At 57.7% G+C, this 17279-nt stretch carries 17 protein-coding genes; 5 read left to right on the forward strand and 12 right to left on the reverse strand.

Annotated features, from left to right (window positions below; all coding sequences use genetic code 11):
- Positions 1–6 precede the first annotated feature (6 nt).
- Positions 7–702 carry an iron-containing redox enzyme family protein gene (locus ETC00_RS05270; protein WP_171564906.1) on the forward strand — a complete coding sequence of 232 codons (696 nt, stop codon included), beginning with the start codon at positions 7–9 and terminating at the stop codon, positions 700–702.
- A 121-nt stretch (positions 703–823) separates the two neighbouring features.
- Entirely contained in the window at positions 824–1765 is a 942-nt protein-coding gene (gene trhO / locus ETC00_RS05275) for an oxygen-dependent tRNA uridine(34) hydroxylase TrhO (protein ID WP_171564907.1), read from the forward strand.
- Between the two features lie 106 nt (positions 1766–1871).
- Here trhO and ETC00_RS05280 read toward each other — a convergent pair whose 3' ends face one another.
- From ETC00_RS05280 to ETC00_RS05295, 4 genes are all read right to left on the reverse strand, one after another.
- Entirely contained in the window at positions 1872–2921 is a 1050-nt protein-coding gene (locus tag ETC00_RS05280; protein ID WP_171564908.1) for a sensor histidine kinase, read from the reverse strand.
- Positions 2918–3592, reverse strand: a complete 675-nt coding sequence (locus ETC00_RS05285; protein ID WP_171564909.1) for a response regulator transcription factor — start codon at positions 3590–3592, stop codon at positions 2918–2920. The genes ETC00_RS05280 and ETC00_RS05285 overlap by 4 nt, the downstream gene beginning before the upstream one ends.
- A 5-nt stretch (positions 3593–3597) precedes the next feature.
- Complete coding sequence (locus ETC00_RS05290; RefSeq protein WP_371808870.1) at positions 3598–5370, reverse strand: ABC transporter ATP-binding protein; 1773 nt, start codon at positions 5368–5370, stop codon at positions 3598–3600.
- A gap of 463 nt (positions 5371–5833) precedes the next feature.
- Positions 5834–6283, reverse strand: a complete 450-nt coding sequence (locus tag ETC00_RS05295) for a hypothetical protein (RefSeq protein WP_171564911.1) — start codon at positions 6281–6283, stop codon at positions 5834–5836.
- 254 nt (positions 6284–6537) lie between these two features.
- Between ETC00_RS05295 and ETC00_RS05300 the strand changes: the two genes are divergently transcribed.
- Complete coding sequence (locus tag ETC00_RS05300) at positions 6538–7521, forward strand: glycerophosphodiester phosphodiesterase family protein (protein ID WP_171564912.1); 984 nt, start codon at positions 6538–6540, stop codon at positions 7519–7521.
- Between the two features lie 105 nt (positions 7522–7626).
- On the opposite strand, the gene ETC00_RS05305 is transcribed toward ETC00_RS05300, so the two are convergent.
- The 4 genes from ETC00_RS05305 to ETC00_RS05320 all read right to left on the reverse strand — a co-directional run bounded on the left by ETC00_RS05305 (position 7627) and on the right by ETC00_RS05320 (position 11040).
- Positions 7627–8727, reverse strand: coding sequence for a YheC/YheD family endospore coat-associated protein (locus ETC00_RS05305; RefSeq protein WP_171564913.1), 1101 nt, complete (start codon positions 8725–8727; stop codon positions 7627–7629).
- 42 nt (positions 8728–8769) lie between these two features.
- Positions 8770–9690 (reverse strand): RluA family pseudouridine synthase, encoded by a 921-nt coding sequence (locus tag ETC00_RS05310; protein ID WP_171564914.1) that lies wholly within the window; start codon positions 9688–9690, stop codon positions 8770–8772.
- A gap of 33 nt (positions 9691–9723) precedes the next feature.
- Complete coding sequence (locus ETC00_RS05315; RefSeq protein WP_171564915.1) at positions 9724–10071, reverse strand: thioredoxin family protein; 348 nt, start codon at positions 10069–10071, stop codon at positions 9724–9726.
- A gap of 81 nt (positions 10072–10152) precedes the next feature.
- Positions 10153–11040, reverse strand: coding sequence for a LysR family transcriptional regulator (locus tag ETC00_RS05320; protein WP_171564916.1), 888 nt, complete (start codon positions 11038–11040; stop codon positions 10153–10155).
- 112 nt (positions 11041–11152) lie between these two features.
- Here ETC00_RS05320 and leuC point away from each other — a divergent pair, with 112 nt between their 5' ends.
- On the forward strand, positions 11153–12583 hold the full coding sequence (gene leuC, locus ETC00_RS05325; RefSeq protein ID WP_171564917.1) for a 3-isopropylmalate dehydratase large subunit: 1431 nt from the start codon (positions 11153–11155) through the stop codon (positions 12581–12583).
- The gene (gene leuD / locus ETC00_RS05330; protein WP_171564918.1) at positions 12583–13179 is read left to right on the forward strand and encodes a 3-isopropylmalate dehydratase small subunit; all 597 of its coding nucleotides are present in this window, start codon (positions 12583–12585) and stop codon (positions 13177–13179) included. Before leuC ends, leuD begins: the two co-directional genes overlap by 1 nt.
- 287 nt (positions 13180–13466) lie before the next feature.
- Here leuD and ETC00_RS05335 read toward each other — a convergent pair whose 3' ends face one another.
- The 4 genes from ETC00_RS05335 to ETC00_RS05350 all read right to left on the reverse strand — a co-directional run bounded on the left by ETC00_RS05335 (position 13467) and on the right by ETC00_RS05350 (position 17182).
- The gene (locus ETC00_RS05335; protein WP_171564919.1) at positions 13467–15125 is read right to left on the reverse strand and encodes an AMP-binding protein; all 1659 of its coding nucleotides are present in this window, start codon (positions 15123–15125) and stop codon (positions 13467–13469) included.
- A gap of 176 nt (positions 15126–15301) precedes the next feature.
- Complete coding sequence (locus ETC00_RS05340; protein WP_171564920.1) at positions 15302–15772, reverse strand: hypothetical protein; 471 nt, start codon at positions 15770–15772, stop codon at positions 15302–15304.
- Positions 15773–15852: 80 nt separating this feature from the next.
- Positions 15853–16344 (reverse strand): YajQ family cyclic di-GMP-binding protein, encoded by a 492-nt coding sequence (locus tag ETC00_RS05345; RefSeq protein ID WP_171564921.1) that lies wholly within the window; start codon positions 16342–16344, stop codon positions 15853–15855.
- Positions 16345–16393: 49 nt separating this feature from the next.
- Positions 16394–17182 carry an SDR family oxidoreductase gene (locus ETC00_RS05350; RefSeq protein ID WP_171564922.1) on the reverse strand — a complete coding sequence of 263 codons (789 nt, stop codon included), beginning with the start codon at positions 17180–17182 and terminating at the stop codon, positions 16394–16396.
- Between the last annotated feature and the right edge of the window lie 97 nt (positions 17183–17279).

The following is a 17279-nucleotide window of genomic DNA, read 5'->3' on the forward strand; positions in this document are numbered from 1 at the left end:
TATTCTATGACAAATGCATATACGGAAGTAAAGCAGCTGGCCGAGCAGCTCTTTGCCCGGCACCAGGTGGAGCGGCATCCGCTGTTTCTCGCGCTGCACGACCGATCGTTTTCCCCGGCGCAGGCCAAGGAAGCGGCCTTGCAAATCTATCACGTCGTGGAGCATTTCCCCCGTTTTTTGTCCGCCATCCTGACCAATCTGCCTGACTACCGGCTGCGCATGCCGCTGGTGGACAACCTGTATGAAGAGCACGGCCGGATGAATGAAGCACATGTGCACCTGGAGACGTACAAGCGCTTTTTGCGCGGCATCGGCGTGACAGACGCCGAACGGGACGTGAGCCGTCCGATCATTCCCGTACTGGCGTACAACCGCGCCATCACCGATCTTTGCCTGCATTACCCGTTCCCGGAAGGGCTGGCCGCCCTGGGTGTGATCGAAGAGATCGTGGCCCGCGTCTCTCCGCTCGTCGGCGCCTACGCAGCCTCTGCGTACGGCAATGCGGCTGATTTGGCCCATTTTACCGATCACGAAATCCTGGACGTGACGCATGCCAACGAAATCTACGAAGTGGTCGCCCAGGTGTATTCCGGCGACAACAAGCCGCTGGTGGAACGCGGCATGCAGTTGGGCATGTACTACCACACCCGGCTGTATACGGACATTTTGGACCATGTGCAGTCGTTTGCGGCTCACTTGTAACCGGCGGACATCAAATGGTCACATCCTTCCTGACATTTTTTTCGGCATTTATCAACGCAATGTGATATAATCACTGTTGCGTCAAAAATTCAATAAGAATAAAGGAAGGGTGAATTGTACCTTGCAAGTACAAAAGCCGTATCGTGTGCTGCTTTACTACAAGTACGTCCAGCTTGACGACTACGAGGAATACGCGGCGGAACACCTCAAGTTCTGTAAAGAGATTGGGCTGAAAGGACGTATCATCGTCGCACCGGAGGGCCTGAACGGCACGGTGTCCGGCACCATCGAACAGACCGACGCGTACATGGAATTCGTTCGCAAGGATCCGCGTTTTGCGGACATCTGGTTTAAAATAGATGAAGCAGACGGACATGCGTTCAAGAAAATGTTTGTTCGCCCGAAAAAAGAGTTGGTCACCTGGCGTCTGGAAGACGATTTCAGTCCGACCGAGCTGACGGGTAAGTACCTGACGCCGAAAGAATTCTATGAAATGATGCAGCAGGACGATGTGGTCATCATCGACGGCCGCAACGATTACGAGTACGAACTGGGTCACTTCCGCGGCGCCATTAAGCCGGACGTCCGCGCTTCCCGCGAGTTTCCGAAGTGGATCCGCGAGAATCTGAGCCAGTTCAAGGACAAGAAGGTGCTCACCTACTGCACCGGCGGCATCCGCTGCGAAAAGCTGACCGGTATCCTGCTGAAGGAAGGCTTCAAGGATGTGTACCAACTGCACGGCGGCATCGTCACCTACGGCAAAGACCCCGAGGTGAAAGGGCGCCTGTGGGACGGTAAATGCTACGTCTTTGACGAGCGCATTTCCGTGAAGATCAACCACACCGAGGAAGACGTTGTCATCGGCCGCTGCTACTACTGCGGCAAACCGGAAGACCGCTACGTCAACTGCGCCAACCCGTTCTGCAACAAGCAGCACTTCTGCTGCCCGGAATGCGAAGTGAAATACAAGCGTTCCTGCTCCGACGAATGCCGCGAACATCCGCGCAACCGCTACGTGGAAGAGGAAAACGCCAAGCTGCAAGCAGCCGGCTCTCAGGCGTAAACAGGCAAACAAGCTGATCTCGTGAATGAGATCAGCTTGTTTTTTTGCCTATGAGAGCATCTGGCTGCGCAGCCGTTCCTCCCCCATCCTGACAAGTAAAGGTTCGCTATTGTTTAAGGGGCAGCGTAACGGTAAAGGCCGCCCCTTCCCCCGGTTTGCTCGTCACGCTGATGGTACCGTGATGCATGTCGACTATTTTCTTCACGATGGACAGACCGAGCCCGCTGCCGCCGCTGGAGCGATTGCGCGATTTGTCCGCCTTAAAAAAGCGTTCGAACAAATGCGGCAGATCCTCCTCCGCGATGCCGATGCCGGTGTCGGCAACGCACACGATCACATGCTGCCCGTCCTGCTCCAAACGGACGGAGATGCTCCCGCCGTGCGGGGTAAATTTCACGCAGTTGTGCAGCAGATTGACCCACACCTGACTCATCAGTTCTTCATCGGCGACGACGTACACTTCCTCCAGGGACACGTCCATGTCGATCGCTTTGTCCGCCCACTGCGGTTCGCAGGCGAGGATCACTTGCCGCAATTGCCGGTCCAGGCGGTAGCGCTTCGGCTCAAACGGATGATGGTCCGACTCCAGTGACGTGAGCTTCAGCAGGTTGTCGCTCAGCTTCGACAAGCGTTGGCATTCCGTCTCAATGATGCTGAGATAATGCAGGCGCTCCTCCCGGCTGAGCCGCTCGTTTTGCAGCGCCCGGGCAAACCCGCTGATCGAGGTGAGCGGCGACTGGATCTCGTGGGAGACGTTGGAAATGAACTCCTGACGCATTTTCTCCATTTGACTCAGCTCGACGGCCATATGGTTGATGCTCTCGACAAGCTGTCCGAGCGGATGGTGTTCGTCCGCCTTGACCTGCAGGTTGACGTTGAAATCCCCCTTGGCGATTCGACGCAAGGCATCGTACAGTGACTGCCACAACATTCTTTGTTTGGAGCGGATCAAGATGCCGATGGAAGCCATCAAAATGCCCGCCAGCACATAGCCGAGCATCACGGTGATGAGCTGCCTGACGTAATCGGGCATCTGCCTGGTCAGCCCGCCGGCGTACTGCGACATCAGGAAATAGACGGCCGACCAGCAGGCAGTAAAAAATCCCACCACAAACACGATGCCCGCTGCGTGGCGCAGGATTCTTTTTCCTTTCATGAGCGAACCTCCAATCGGTAACCAAGCCCGCGGATGGTGCGGATCCGAAACGAGTGCCGCTCTTCCGGAAAACGCTCGCGCAGGCGCTTGATGTGCACGTCGACAGTCCGCTCATCCCCTTCGTAATCGTATCCCCAGATCTGCTCGATCAACTCCTCGCGGGAAAAGGTCTTTCCTGGGTAACTGGCCAGTTTGAATAACAGTTCAAACTCCTTCAAGGGCAGAGTCAGCTGCTTGTCCCCCACCTGCACTTCGTAGGTCTTGCGGTCAAGCAGCAGTTCGCCGATCTGCACCCGCTGCGACACGGCGATCCGGTATCGTCTCAGCAGCGCTTTTACCCTGGCGACCAGTTCCAGCGGTTCAAATGGCTTGACCAGGTAGTCGTCCGTGCCCAATTGGAAGCCTTTGATTTTCTGCGACGTTTCTCCTTTGGCGGTCAGCATGAGCATCGGGGTGTCGTAAAGTTCCCGCAGTTCACGGCACAGCTGCCACCCGTCCATGTTGGGCATCATGATGTCCAGTATCACCAGATCCGCCCGGGTTGTTTCCAGGAGCACAAGCGCTTCCCTGCCATCGGCGGCCTCCAGGACGGAAAATCCTTCCTCCCTCAGAAAAACGCCGACCAGCTCCCGAATATGGGGATCGTCATCTACAACCAGTATGGTGGCCATGCTCCTCATCCCTTCCCCGCCTGGATTTGCGCCGCGGTCTGCTGATCGATCCGCAGCTGTTGGCTGGCAAATTCGCGATACATCGCATGAGTGGTGAACAGTTCCTCATGCGTTCCCCGGCCGGTGATCCTGCCTTTTTCCAGAAAGATGATGTGATCCGCGTCCATGACGGTGGACAGGCGGTGGGCAATCACCAGCGTCGTCCGCCCCTTCATCAGATTTTGCAGCGCTTTTTGCACCTCGATCTCCGATTTGCTGTCCAGGCTGGATGTAGCTTCATCCAGCATGAGGATGCGCGGATTGCGCAGCAGCGCCCGGGCGATGGCGATGCGCTGACGCTGGCCGCCGGACAATTTGACACCTCTTTCTCCCACCTGGGTGTCGTACTGGTCCGGCATCTCCTCGATAAAGTGATCAGCGTAAGCCATGCGTGCGGCGCGACGTAGTTCTTCCTCGCTGACCTCATATTCCATACCGTAACAGATGTTCTCCCGGATGGTTCCGGCAATGATCGGGCTCTCCTGGGAGACGTATCCGATCTGGCTCCGCCACGAATGGAGAGAAAACGCGTCGATCGGGTCCTGGCCCAGCCTGATCGTCCCCCCCGTCGGCCGGTAGTAACGTTCTATCAGCGAGAACAGCGTCGTTTTCCCGCTGCCGCTGGGCCCCACGATCGCCGTGACGCGCCCCGGCTCAATCGTGAAGCTGACGTCGTCCAGTACCGGTTCGCCCGCCTTGTAGGCAAAGCTCACATGCTCCAGGGTGATCGGCTGATGCGGGTCGGTGACCTCACGTCCGGCCGTCAGGTCTTCTTCTGCCGCTTCCAGCGTGGTAATGATTCGCTCGGTTGCTCCCCTCGTCTTTTGCAGATTGGTTACAAACATGGACAATTGGCTCATCGGGATGACGATTTGAAAGAGATACAGGATAAACGCGACCAGATCGCCTGCCGTGAGCGCTCCGGACGACACCCGCATGCCGCCGTACCCGAGAATGAGCACCAGCAGCGTCATCATGACGAGGGAAATAAACGGGGAGATCAGTGCGTGCACCGTCCCCTCTTTGATGCCGAGGGAAAGCAGATTGGTAATGCCCCGTTTGCCGTTTTGGTACTCGATCGCTTCCGCGTTTGATGCCTTCACCAGTCGAATCTCCGACAACACCTGGTTCAAGGTCGCGGAAAATGCTGCGGTCTCATCCTGCATCCCGCGGGAAATTTTGTGCATCGTCCTTCCCAGCGGCTTCAGGACCAGAATCGTCAGCGGAACGGCAGTCAGCATCAGCAGTGTCATTTTCCAGTCCAGAAAAAGCAGGATCGTTACCGAGCCGACGATGGAGATCGCACCGGTAAAAAAGTTGGTCAAGTGGTCCGTAATCAGTCCCTTGATGACTGCTGTGTCATTCGTCATCCTGCTGATCGTCTCGCCGGTCTGGTGGTCGTCGTAATAGGAAACCGGCAGAACGAGCAGCTTTTTCCACAAGCGGTCCCGCAGACCGGCCACCACGCCCTGACCGATCCGGTTGAGCAGGTAAATCGACAATCCGCCGGCGAGCGATTGGGCGAGAAAGGCAACCGTCAGCACGGCCACCTGCCCCTTGTCCAGCGACGCCAGCGAGAAGCTGTTGACGAGGTCTTTCGTGAACAGCGGAACGAACAGGCCCACGACGGTGGAAGCCACACTCAGGAACAGCGCGATGGCCAGCGGCAGTGCAGGAGGTTTCGTCTGTCTGATCAGATTGAGAAATGGGCGCCAGCCACCCGATTGTTGCTTCGACATGTTCTCCATCTCCTTTTGTAAAAACGTTTGCCGTGATCCTTACAACGCTTGGGGGACCGCCTGCACGGCCGGGTCCCTCACCAGACCGCCTCGCGGTTTCCTGTCTGTCATACGTGTTCACTCCTTTTCCACTCTTATGGCCGTGAACAGGATACAACACGTATATGAACGGAATGTGAACGACGCGGGCTCAACGCACAAGACTGCATGACCGGATGGCAGGTGTCGCCGCCACAGTCAGCTCTCCGCCAATCAGGCCGAAAACTCCGGTGTTCGTCTAAAAGTACGAACAAACCGGAGTTTTCTTACGCCAGTTTTATCGTTTTTTTCAATGTTCTTCGCCCGGACGATTGCGCTGATTCCAGCACGTTTCTCGCTTCGCGCATCCGCTCGAGCGCGAGCAGCCGGTCTAACGGAATGGGGCGGCGCATGTCCTGGGAACGTCGGGCGCATTCGCCCCCGTTTACAGCGTGGTCTGGGACGTCTCCGCTTTGTTCAGCTGTTCTTTGAACACGTCACCCAGCACCCCGATATCCACTTCCCATTTGTTCTCTTTGTAATACACCGTCGCCTTGGAGTCGCCTTTTTTCCCAATGATCCGGATGCTGGAAGTCTTCACTTCGTAGCTGCCGTCGTCATGAAACGTAATATCCGCGTCCTTCAATTCCGCCTCCAGAATCGGGACGACTGTCTTCTGCACCGCATCCTGCGTGGTCTGCACGGCTGTGCGTCCCATATCGATTACCTGCTCCGGGCTGAAATGAAAGACCAGCACGAGAATGACGCCGATCACTGCCATCACGGCGAACAGCCGAAACAGGCTCCGCATGATCCATTGAAAGGCGGCGACCACCACAATCAAACATATGACGATGGGCCAATAATCTTTGACGAGGTTGAGCAGCGAATCCACATCCATCACTCCTTTTATACCCATTCTGACCCAAACGGGGCCGTACCTAACCATGCCTCAGGTTCCAGTTGCATACTGCCAGAAGCTATTCCTATTATGAATGGTTGTAAACGGTCCGGTCAAATGGCACGGCACGTTCCGTTATGGACGATCGTGTGAAAACTGCTCCTTCCCGGCTGCTGTTTGTGCACAACCCGCCCATCCATGGTATCATGGTGTACTGTACGAACAGCATGATGGACAAGGAGAGTAACATGAACAGATTTCGTGCGTTTTTCAAGAACAAGTTTGTATTGGTTTGCATCGCGCTCGTTGCCTTCATGTATGTAAACAATACATCGCTGCTGGCCGAGAAGCGGACAGGCTCCCCCCTGCTGTTGGCTCATCGGGGATTGGCGCAGACGTTCAGCATGGAAGGCATCACCAATGACACCTGTACAGCCGCGCGCATCTTCAAGCCGGAGCATCCTTACCTGGAGAACACGATTCCGTCCATGGAAGCTGCCGTCAAGGCGGGAGCCGATATCATCGAGTTTGATATCCATCCGACAACGGACGGACAATTCGCCGTCTTCCACGATTGGACGCTGGATTGCAGAACCAATGGAAAAGGAGTTACCCGAGAACACACCCTGGATGAATTGAAAAAGCTGGACATCGGCTACGGCTATACGTATGACAACGGGAAAACGTATCCGTTTCGCGGTAAAGGCGTGGGCATGATGCCTTCACTCGATGAAGTGCTCGCTCATTTTCCCGAGCAGTCCTTTTTGATTCACGTGAAAAGCAACGACCCGGAAGAAGGCAAACAACTGGCCCGGTACTTGTCCGCACTGCCGGAAACGCGCCTGAAAAAGCTAGCGGTATATGGTGGAGATCAGCCGATCGAAGCGCTGCGCGAAGAGCTTCCACAGGTGCGCGTCATGTCCGTCGCGACGATGAAGAGCTGTTTACTCCCGTATATCGCCGTGGGATGGACCGGGTATGTCCCGGAGGCGTGCGCCAATACGCAGCTGCACATTCCGGAAAAGATCGCCCCCTGGCTGTGGGGCTGGCCTGACAAGTTCCTCAATCGGATGGATGCCCGCAACACCCGAACCATTTTGGTAGCGGGCGGCGGAGATTTCTCCGAAGGTTTTGATACGGTGGAAGACCTGACACGTTTGCCTGCCAACTACACCGGCGGCATCTGGACCAACCGCATCGATAAAATCGCACCTGTGTTCAAGACGCAATAGCAACCCTGCCGGAGATTGTTTGCATGAATAAGGGGCTGTCCCGAACCTGTTCGGGAAACCCCTTTTTTCTTCGTACAAGATGTGACTGTTTGTAAAGCCCCGCTGTCACAGCGCCGCTTGTGACGACTGCCGCTCGTCTCCGGGGTGCTGCCGGATGAGGTACAGGGCGTATTGAATCGGTTTGCGGATCGCTTCTCGGTACACCTGAGGCATACCCAGTTCGCGGAAGATTTCACGCCCTGGCTTGGGATTTACCTCGATCAGCCAGGCACGGCCGTCAACGTCGATGCCGATGTCCAATCCCAGTTCGATCATCCGGCCGAAGTGCTGTTCTATCGTCTCTGCCGTCTGGTAGGCCAACTGCTCGCAATCCGTGATGATCTCCTGCGCCCGCTGTTCGCCAAACCGTGAGCGCAATAACGTCTCGACGGGTACGGCTTTGCCGCCGCCGTGCAAGTTGGCTGTGGCGCTCTTCTCCCCGCCGACGCGCATGCCCGCGCCGGTGATGCTCCAGCGGCCGTTGCCGTCTTTTTGGATCAGCAGGCGCATGTCCACTGACCGTTTCGGCACCAGATCGAGACGAAGCCCTTGCTGAATAATCATCTTCTCGGTTTTCCACCGGTCGATCCAGCGCAGCAGGGCCGGAATGCGTCTGATCAGTGCAGACACTTTCGCCCGATCCTTGTTGCGCGCCAGAAGGCGGTACCCTTCCGCCGTCTTCTCCAGCCGGACAATTCCCCTGCCGCCGGTGCCGTTCAGCGGCTTCAGGTAGAGCAGCCGATGACGCGCCAGCATGCTGCGCAGATGCTTGTGGTTGTACAGCATCGCCTCTGGCAGCCAGCGGTGCATCCGCTCATCCCGCCGCAGGACCTCGTGCACTTTCCACTTGTTGGCCAGCCGGCTGTTGGCGTACCGAAAGCCATTTGTCCGGCGAAACGTGACGTACTGCCGAAACGCCGCCGTCGGCTTGTAGCGGTAGCGGTCGATCACCACGTCGGGACGGGGAAACACGCGGGCCTTCCAGCTTCGCCCATCCGGGACAAAACCGCGCACCTGCCTGCCGGACGGCGACACGTCCTGTGGCGCAAACAAAAAAACCGTACCGCCCAGCGCCCGGCCTGCCCGGATCAGCCGGCGAAAGTAGGCCGGCTCTGCAAATCGTTTTCCCTCCCGCCAGGTCAGGATGCCGATCACGGGTCGTCTCATCACACCACCCTCTTTCGATCCCTTCCCTGGCAGTGTATTCACCTAGCGGCGCATTGGCGCTTGACGCAAGGTCTGTTCCAAACGGAGCAAATCGTCCGGCAGCGGCGATCGCACCTCCATCGGCCGTTCGCCAAACGGGTGGGAAAAGCGCAGGACGGCGGCGTGCAGGGCCTGGCGGCTGATCATGCCGCCCTTTCCGCCGTACAGGGTATCACCAAGCAGGGGATGGCCCAAATGGCTGAGGTGGACGCGAATCTGATGGGTGCGGCCCGTCTCCAGCCGGCACTCCAGCTTGGACGCTTGCGCATACCGCTCCACCACGCGGTAGTGCGTAACCGCCGGATCGCCATTGGATGACACCCGGCGCCGATTGGGATGATGGCGGTCCTTGCCGATCGGTTGGCTGATGGTGCCGCTGTCCTGCTTGACCATTCCGTGCACGAACGCGATGTAGGTGCGCGAAATATTCCGCTCTCGCAACCGTTCGTCCAGGAGGGCCGATGCCAGGGCGTGTTTTGCGTAGAGAACGACCCCGGAGGTGTCCTGGTCCAGCCGGTGGACGTGACGCACCTTGGCTGCCACCCCCGTCCGCGCGAAATGGCCGGCGATCAGATGATCGAGCGTCCTGGTGTGACGCGGCTCCGTGGGATGGAGCAGCAGCCCGGGGGGTTTGTTTGCGACCAGCAAATGGTCGTCTTCGTACAAGATGTCTGCCGGTTCATTCAGCGGTGCGAGCCCCAGCGGTTCTGGTCGGCAGAGGCGGAGCCGAATCTCCTGTCCGGCTTTCGCCTCCGCAAGCTGGGCAGCCGGGGTGCCGTCCAGCAAGACCTCCTTGTGCTGAAAGAGCAGATGCACCTGCTTGCGCGGCAGTCTCCACTGCTCCCGGAGCAGCGCCCCTACGGACGCGGCGTCCTCCACGAGATGGCCGACCAGCCACTCCCCGTCTTTTTTCATGTGTATCATGCCGTCGCAACTCCTGGTTGGTATTCCATCCGGTTAGGCCTGCTTCAAGCCCTCGTACACTTCTACTGCGCGGTTCAGGAAGTGTTCGATTTCCTCCCGGCTTTTGCCCAGCTTGCTGACAAAGCGGACCAATTCCTTGCCGTTGGCAAAGGCGATAAAGCTGGGGATGCCGAAGACGTCCAGCTTTTGCGACAGTTCCGGCAGGGTGTCGCGGTTGACAGCGACCATGTCCAACTTGTCCTTGTAGGCTTCCTCAACTTCCGGCATGAACGGATCGATCCGGTGGCAGTCCGGGCACCAGTCCGTGTAAAACTTGACGACCACGGGTTTTTCCGAGGCGATGGCTTGTTCAAATTCTGCTTCGGTCTTGATTTCCTTCATTTCCAATCATCCTTTCTCGGATTTCGTGTGGATTTAGTGTATCACAGCCGCAGATGTTTGTCCCCGAAGGGTTGCACTTGGCTACATCGCGCTCCCCTGCTCCACCAGGGAACGGACAAACAACTCTGCCGGACGGGAGAGCGGCCGGTCTTTGCGGTAAGCGACGACCAGCGTGCGATACGGCCGTCCGGTCAGGCTCACGTAGACGGGCGGTGCCGTCGTGCCCGGTGCCAGGGAAATCATCTTGGGGGCAAACGAAAAGCCCATCCCCGCCGCCACCAGCGACTGCACCGTCTGGATGTTGCTGCTCTCAAAGACGATTCGCGGACGGAATCCGGCCTGTTCGCACAGGCGCAGCGAGATCGTGCGGAAGCCCTGCCCTTCTTTTAGCAGGATAAACGGCTGTCCGGCCAATTCGGCCAGATCTATTTCCTGCCGCTCCGCCAGCGGGTGCTGCGGCGGAACCGCCAGGTAAATCTCCTCGTGAATGGCGGGGATTACCTCCAGTGAGGGATCGGCGATCGGCATCGTCAACAGGCTGACGTCGATTTTTCCCCGGACCAGAAGCTGCTCCAGGTTGCTGGACGTCTCTTCTATTAGTTGCAGTTCGACGCCCGGAAACTGCCTGGTAAAGGCGGGGATGACCCGGGGCAGGACGTACGCGCCCGTAATCGGCAGACTGCCCACCAGAAGTTTACCGCTCTCGCCGACCGCGTAAGCGCGCATCTCCCGCTCCAGGGCTTCCGCCATATCAATCAGCGACTGGGCCACCTGAACGAAGCGCTGCCCCGCGTCTGTCAGCTCCACGTGCTGCGGCAGTCGATGAAACAGGGTTACCCCGAGCAGTTTTTCCAATTTGGCAATCTGCTGGCTGAGCGACGGCTGGGCCAGATGGAGCCGGCTCGCCGCCCGGGAAAAGCTGCGCTCTTCCGCCACTGCCAGCACATAACGAATCTGTCGTAATTCCATGAAGACCTCCCGATAGGCAAAAGCTATCCATCTCATAATAATTATATCTTTGAACTATTCCTAATGCCATGATACAACCGTGATAAGAGTTTTGCACGAAGGAGGACGACACATGAAACCCCGCACGATGTTTGAAAAGATCTGGGATGCCCACGTGATTCACGAAGAGCCTGGCAAACCCAGCCTGCTGTACATCGACCTGCACCTGGTCCACGAGGTCACCTCGCCCCAGGCGTTTGAAGGACTCCGCCTGGCCGGGCGCCGCGTCCGCCGTCCCGACCTGACGTTTGCGACGATGGACCACAACGTGCCGACGGCTGATCGTTTCAATGTCAAAGACCCGATTTCCCGTCAGCAAATGGAGACACTGACGAAGAACTGCGAGGAATTCGGCATTACGCTGGCCGACCTGAACAGCCCCGATCAAGGGATTGTGCACGTAATCGGACCGGAGCTGGGATTGACTCTCCCCGGCAAAACGATCGTCTGCGGTGACAGCCACACCTCCACGCACGGCGCATTTGGCGCTCTCGCCTTCGGGATCGGCACGAGCGAAGTGGAGCACGTGCTGGCTACCCAATGCCTCCAGCAAGCCAAACCGAAGACGCTGGAAGTGCACGTGAAAGGCGAGCTGGGCTTTGGCGTCACTGCCAAAGACTTAATTTTGGCGATCATTGCAAAATTCGGGACAGACTTTGCTACCGGTTACGTGATTGAGTACACCGGTGAGGCTATCCGCAAACTGACGATGGAAGAACGCATGACTGTCTGCAACATGTCGATCGAGGCGGGAGCGCGGGCCGGCCTGATCGCACCGGACGAGACCACGTTCGCCTACCTCAAGGGCAGACGCTACGCGCCGCAAGGGGAAGATTTCCTGCGTGCCGTCGAGCGCTGGAAACAGCTCCGCACCGACCCGGGCGCCACGTACGATCACCGCGTGGAAATTGACGCCAGCGAAATTGCGCCGCAAGTCACCTGGGGAACCAGCCCGGGCATGGGCACCGACATTACCGGCACCGTTCCTGATCCCGATTCGTTCCCGACGGAAGCGCAGCGCAAAGCGGCCAAGGACGCCCTCGCCTACATGGGTCTCACACCGGGCACCCCGATGACCGCGATCAAGATTGACCGCGTCTTTATCGGCTCCTGTACCAACGGCCGGATTGAAGACCTGCGCCGTGCTGCCGAAGTGGCAAAGGGACGCCGCGTCGCCCCGCACGTGCACGCAATGGTGGTTCCCGGTTCGCAAGCTGTAAAGCAGCAGGCGGAACGTGAAGGCCTGCACCTGATCTTCCAGGAGGCCGGCTTCGAATGGCGCGACTCCGGCTGCTCCATGTGTCTGGCGATGAACCCGGACGTGCTTCAGGAAGGCGAACGCTGCGCCTCCACTTCCAATCGCAACTTTGAAGGACGCCAGGGACGCGGCGGACGCACCCATCTGGTCAGCCCGGATATGGCGGCAGCCGCAGCCATCGCCGGCCACTTCGTGGACGTGCGCGAATGGAAACGTGAAGGCGTGAACAAGGAGGTCCTGCAATAATGAAACCGTTTGTCGTACACACCGGGATTGCAGCGCCGTTGGACCGCGTCAACGTGGACACCGACGCCATCATTCCCAAGCAGTTTCTCAAACGCATCGAGCGCACCGGATTCGGCCAGTTTCTCTTTTACGAATGGCGTTTCAACGCTGACGGCAGCCCGATCGAATCGTTCGTGCTGAACCAGCCCAAATACGCCGGTGCCACCGTCCTCTTGGCCCGCAACAACTTCGGCTGCGGCTCTTCCCGCGAGCACGCTCCTTGGGCGCTGCTGGACTACGGCTTCCGCGCCATCATCGCGCCGTCGTTTGCCGACATTTTTTACAACAACTGCTTTAAAAACGGCATCCTGCCGATCAAGCTGAGCGAAGACCAGGTGCAGGAGTTGTTCAGCCGTGCCACAACCCGCGACAACTACCAGCTGACGATCGATCTTAAGGAGCAGTTGATTACGGACGGCGCCGGCCTCTCCTATTCGTTCGAGGTGGACGAGTATCGCCGGTACTGCCTGCTCAACGGGTTGGACGACATCGGCATCACCCTGCAATACGAAGATAAAATCGCCGCCTACGAGGCGAAGCGGGAAACGTTTGCGTAAATCCACGCAAACCGGCGAAGGCATGGAGCACTCCGTGCCTTCGCTTTTTCATGTGACCATACCTCCAGCTTTTCCCACCCATCATAGTGCACAGCGGCCGGAAAGTAAAGATGGCCCTTATCGAGCTGTTCCCAAGAGCTGCCCAACGCTGACAACGTCCGCTTCAAACTCGTATCGACAAACCAACGCCGGGGCATGCCCCGGCGTTAATCACTGTTCGCTTTCCACGCTGCTCGTGATCCATTGTCACACTGCATGTTGTTTTTCAACTCTTCGCAGTCCATCTGTCACGCGGTTTCGATGCTGTCCGCAGCCTCCAGGCCGAACGCGCGAATCGCCTGCTCCCGCAGCTTGAACTTCTGGATTTTGCCGGAGGCAGTCATCGGGTATTCGCTGACGAACTGGATGTAGTGCGGAATTTTATACCGGGCAATCTTGCCCTCGCAGTATGTTCGCACCTCTTCCTCTGTCAGCGTCTCCCCTGGTTTCACCTTGATGCAGGCCAGCACTTGTTCGCCGTATTTCGGGTCCGGCACTCCGACTACCTGGACATCCAGCACTTTGGGATGGGTGTAGAGGAATTCCTCGATTTCACGCGGGTAGATGTTTTCTCCGCCGCGAATAATCATGTCTTTCAGCCGGCCGGTGATGCGGAAGTAGCCATCTTCGTCCATCGTCGCCAAATCCCCGGTGTGCAGCCAGCCTTCTTCATCGATGACTTTGGCTGTCTGCTCCGGCATATTGTAGTACCCCTTCATCACAAGATAGCCGCGCGTGCACAGTTCTCCCTGCACACCGGGAGGCACCGTCTCTCCGGTGACGGGATCGATCACCTTCACCTCCACGTCGTCATGGGGCTTGCCCACGGTGGAGACCCGCCGCTCAATGGAGTCATCCGGCCGCGTCTGGGTGATGACCGGTGAGGATTCCGTCTGTCCGTACGCAATCGTGATCTCGCGGATGCCCATTTTCTCCACGACGCTTTTCATCACCTCAATCGGACACGGTGAGCCGGCCATGATCCCGGTGCGCAGTGAACGAAGATCCCGCTCTGCAAACGACGGGTGGTTCAATTCGGCGATAAACATCGTCGGCACGCCGTACAAGGCGGTACAGCGCTCCTCCTCCACGACGGACAAGACCATCCCCGGATCAAAGGTAATCACCGGAACCATCGTGGCTCCGGTCGCCACGCAGGCAAGCGTGCCCATCACACAGCCGAAGCAGTGGAAGAATGGCACCGGAATGCACACCCGGTCCTCCATCCCCAGCCGCTGGCACTCAGCCACCTTGATGGCATTGTTGACGATGTTGTTGTGGGACAGCATGACCCCTTTGGGAAAACCGGTCGTTCCCGATGTGTACTGCATGTTGATGACGTCGTCCGGGTGCAGTTCCCGCTGACGAGCCGCCCGCTCTTCGTCAGGCACGGCTGCGCCGCGTTCCAGCAGATCGCGCCACAAAAACATGCCGGGCTGCCGCTCCTCCCCGATGTAGATGACGTTTTTCAGATGCGGCAGGCGTGCCGACCGCAATTGCCCCGGTTCGCACTCGTCCAGTTCGGGGCAGATTTCCCGGATCATCTCCAGGTAGCTGACGCCCCGGAACGAGTCGATCAACAGCAGCGTGGTGGATTCCGACTGGCGCAGCAGGTATTCCAGCTCGTGAACGCGATAACTGGTGTTGACGGTGACCAACACGCCTCCGATCTTTGCCGTGGCAAACTGGCTGATCACCCACTCCGGCACGTTGGTGGCCCAGATGGCGATGTGTTCCCCCTTTTGGATACCCAGCGAGAGAAACCCCCGGGCGACCTGGTCGCACACGTCCCGGAACTGTGAAAAGGTGTAGCGCAGGCTCCGCTCCTTATAGACCACGGCCTCTTTGTCAGGAATGCGGCTTGCCGTTTCGTCCAGCAGGTCACCGATCGTAATGGAACGCAACATGGAAAACACCCCTTTTCGTTTTATATGTCTGACTATTCTGTCTCTTGTAATCAATTCGATTTTTCGGCGGAATATTCCTTCCTGTCATACGCCTTTTCTCAACCGTTCTCCTGAGGGAAAGCCGATCCCATGACATCCAGAAAGAAAAAGCGTCCCTTTGTCGGAACGCTTTTTCCTCACTGCACCACGATTCGCTTCACCGCTTCCACCTTGTACGGCAGGTGATTGCTGTAATTCAGCTCAACCCGCAGCTCGTGCTCCCCTTTTGGCAGCTTTTTCAGCAAAAACTCCGGCTGGTAGATCATCCCCTTTGGTTCGCCGTTCAGGTACAGGTGTGCGTGCCCTTGACCGAACACAGCCTGGCTGGCATCACCCGAATCCTCGACAAATTGAAAGTTCTGGGTGAGCAGTTTGACTTCAGCTGTGTCTCCCTCCACCTTGACGTCCAGGTTGAGGGACGGCTTCGCGGCACCGGCCGGCGGATCAGCGGTCAGTGCGGATGCGGGGACGCTCTGATCTCCCGGGCTGTAGGGGTCGGATGCGTGCAGCGGGTCTTTGACCAGCAGGATGATGCCCGCCACCAGCACAATCAGAAAGACGATGCCGCCCAGGATCAGATTGCGCAGACTGATGATAAAGACCTTCATCGCTTACTCTCCCTTTCGCGTATGCTTGTCACCTATTGGTACATGCATACGCGAAGAGAGAAAAAATAGAAGCAAAACTTTTATCGGTAGTTGATAAATTGCACCTCAATCGGCAGGTCGGCCTTGCGGATGGCGGCGATCACCGCCTGCAGATCGTCCTTGCTTTTGCCAGACACCCGAATCTGATCGTCCTGGATCTGCGATTTCACTTTCAAGCCGGTCTCCTTGATGATGCCGGTGATTTTTTTCGCATTGTCCTTGTCGATGCCCTGCACGAGCTTCACCCGCTGGCGGACGGTCCCGCCTGCGGCAGGCTCCACTTTGCCGTAGTCCAGATTTTTGACCGGCACATTCCGTTTGACCAGTTTGCCGATGAGGATGTCTTTGACCTGGCCCAGCTTAAATTCATCGTCGGAGACCAGCACGATCTCCTCTTTCTCCAACGTGATGCTGCTCTTGCTGCCTTTGAAGTCAAAGCGGTTTTCAATTTCCTTGACAGCCGTGTGGATGGCGTTGGTCACCTCAGCCAGATCCACTTTGGATACGATGTCAAACGAACTTTCCTTGCTCATGCCTGCTCCCCTTCACCTGCATTTTCCATCCATTATAGCACAGCGATGGTCAGATTGCCTTGACCAGGCCGCCGTCGACAAGTAACGCCTGTCCTGTCACGTAGCTGTTGGCAGGGGAGGCCAGGAAGGTGACGACACGGGCGAACTCATCCGGTTGGCCGTAACGTCCCAGCGGAATCGCAGCCTCCGCCAGTCGTTTCACCTCGCCAACGTCTACCTGGAGCTGCTCCGCCCGCAACTTGTCCAGCGAAGCGACTCGATCCGTCGCAATGCGTCCGGGGCCGACCGTGTTGATGAGAATCCCGTCCGGGCCGAGCTCCACGGCCAGGCTTTTCGCCAGCCCGACAATCCCGGTGCGGAAGGTGTTGGACAGAATCAGGTTTTCCAGCGGCTGTTTGAACGACGAGGAAGCAAAATTGACGATGCGGCCGAACTGCTGCTTGCGCATGTGCGGCAGCACCGCGCGAATCGCCCGCACGAAGCTAAGCAGGTTCAATTCAAAAGCGGCGATCCACTGCTCGTCGGTCAGCTGATCAAAGGTGCCCGCTGCCGGACCGCCTGCGTTGTTGATCAAAATGTCCACACGGCCGAAGCGGGCGGCCGTCTCATCCACCAGCTTCTGGATGTCTTCGGCTTTGGTCACATCCACCAGCATCGCCAGCGGTTCTTTCCCTGTCTTGTCGATGATTTCCGCCCGAGTGGCGGCCAAAGCAGCTTCGTCACGGCCGCAGATGGCGACGTTCGCCCCCTCCGCCGCGAGCGACAGCGCCGTCGCTTTTCCCAGTCCTTTTGTCGAAGCCAGCACGATGGCCACTCTTCCCTGCAATTGCAGATCCATGTCAATTCTCCTTTCAGCTTTCGCAATGTTCTGGGATTTCATGTATGCCTTCATTCTACAGAAAAATCTGACCAATGCAAGCAAAAGGGAAGAGGCC

The sequence above is a fragment of the Brevibacillus sp. MCWH genome, from assembly GCF_013096935.1.
Classification (GTDB): domain Bacteria; phylum Bacillota; class Bacilli; order Brevibacillales; family Brevibacillaceae; genus Brevibacillus; species Brevibacillus aydinogluensis.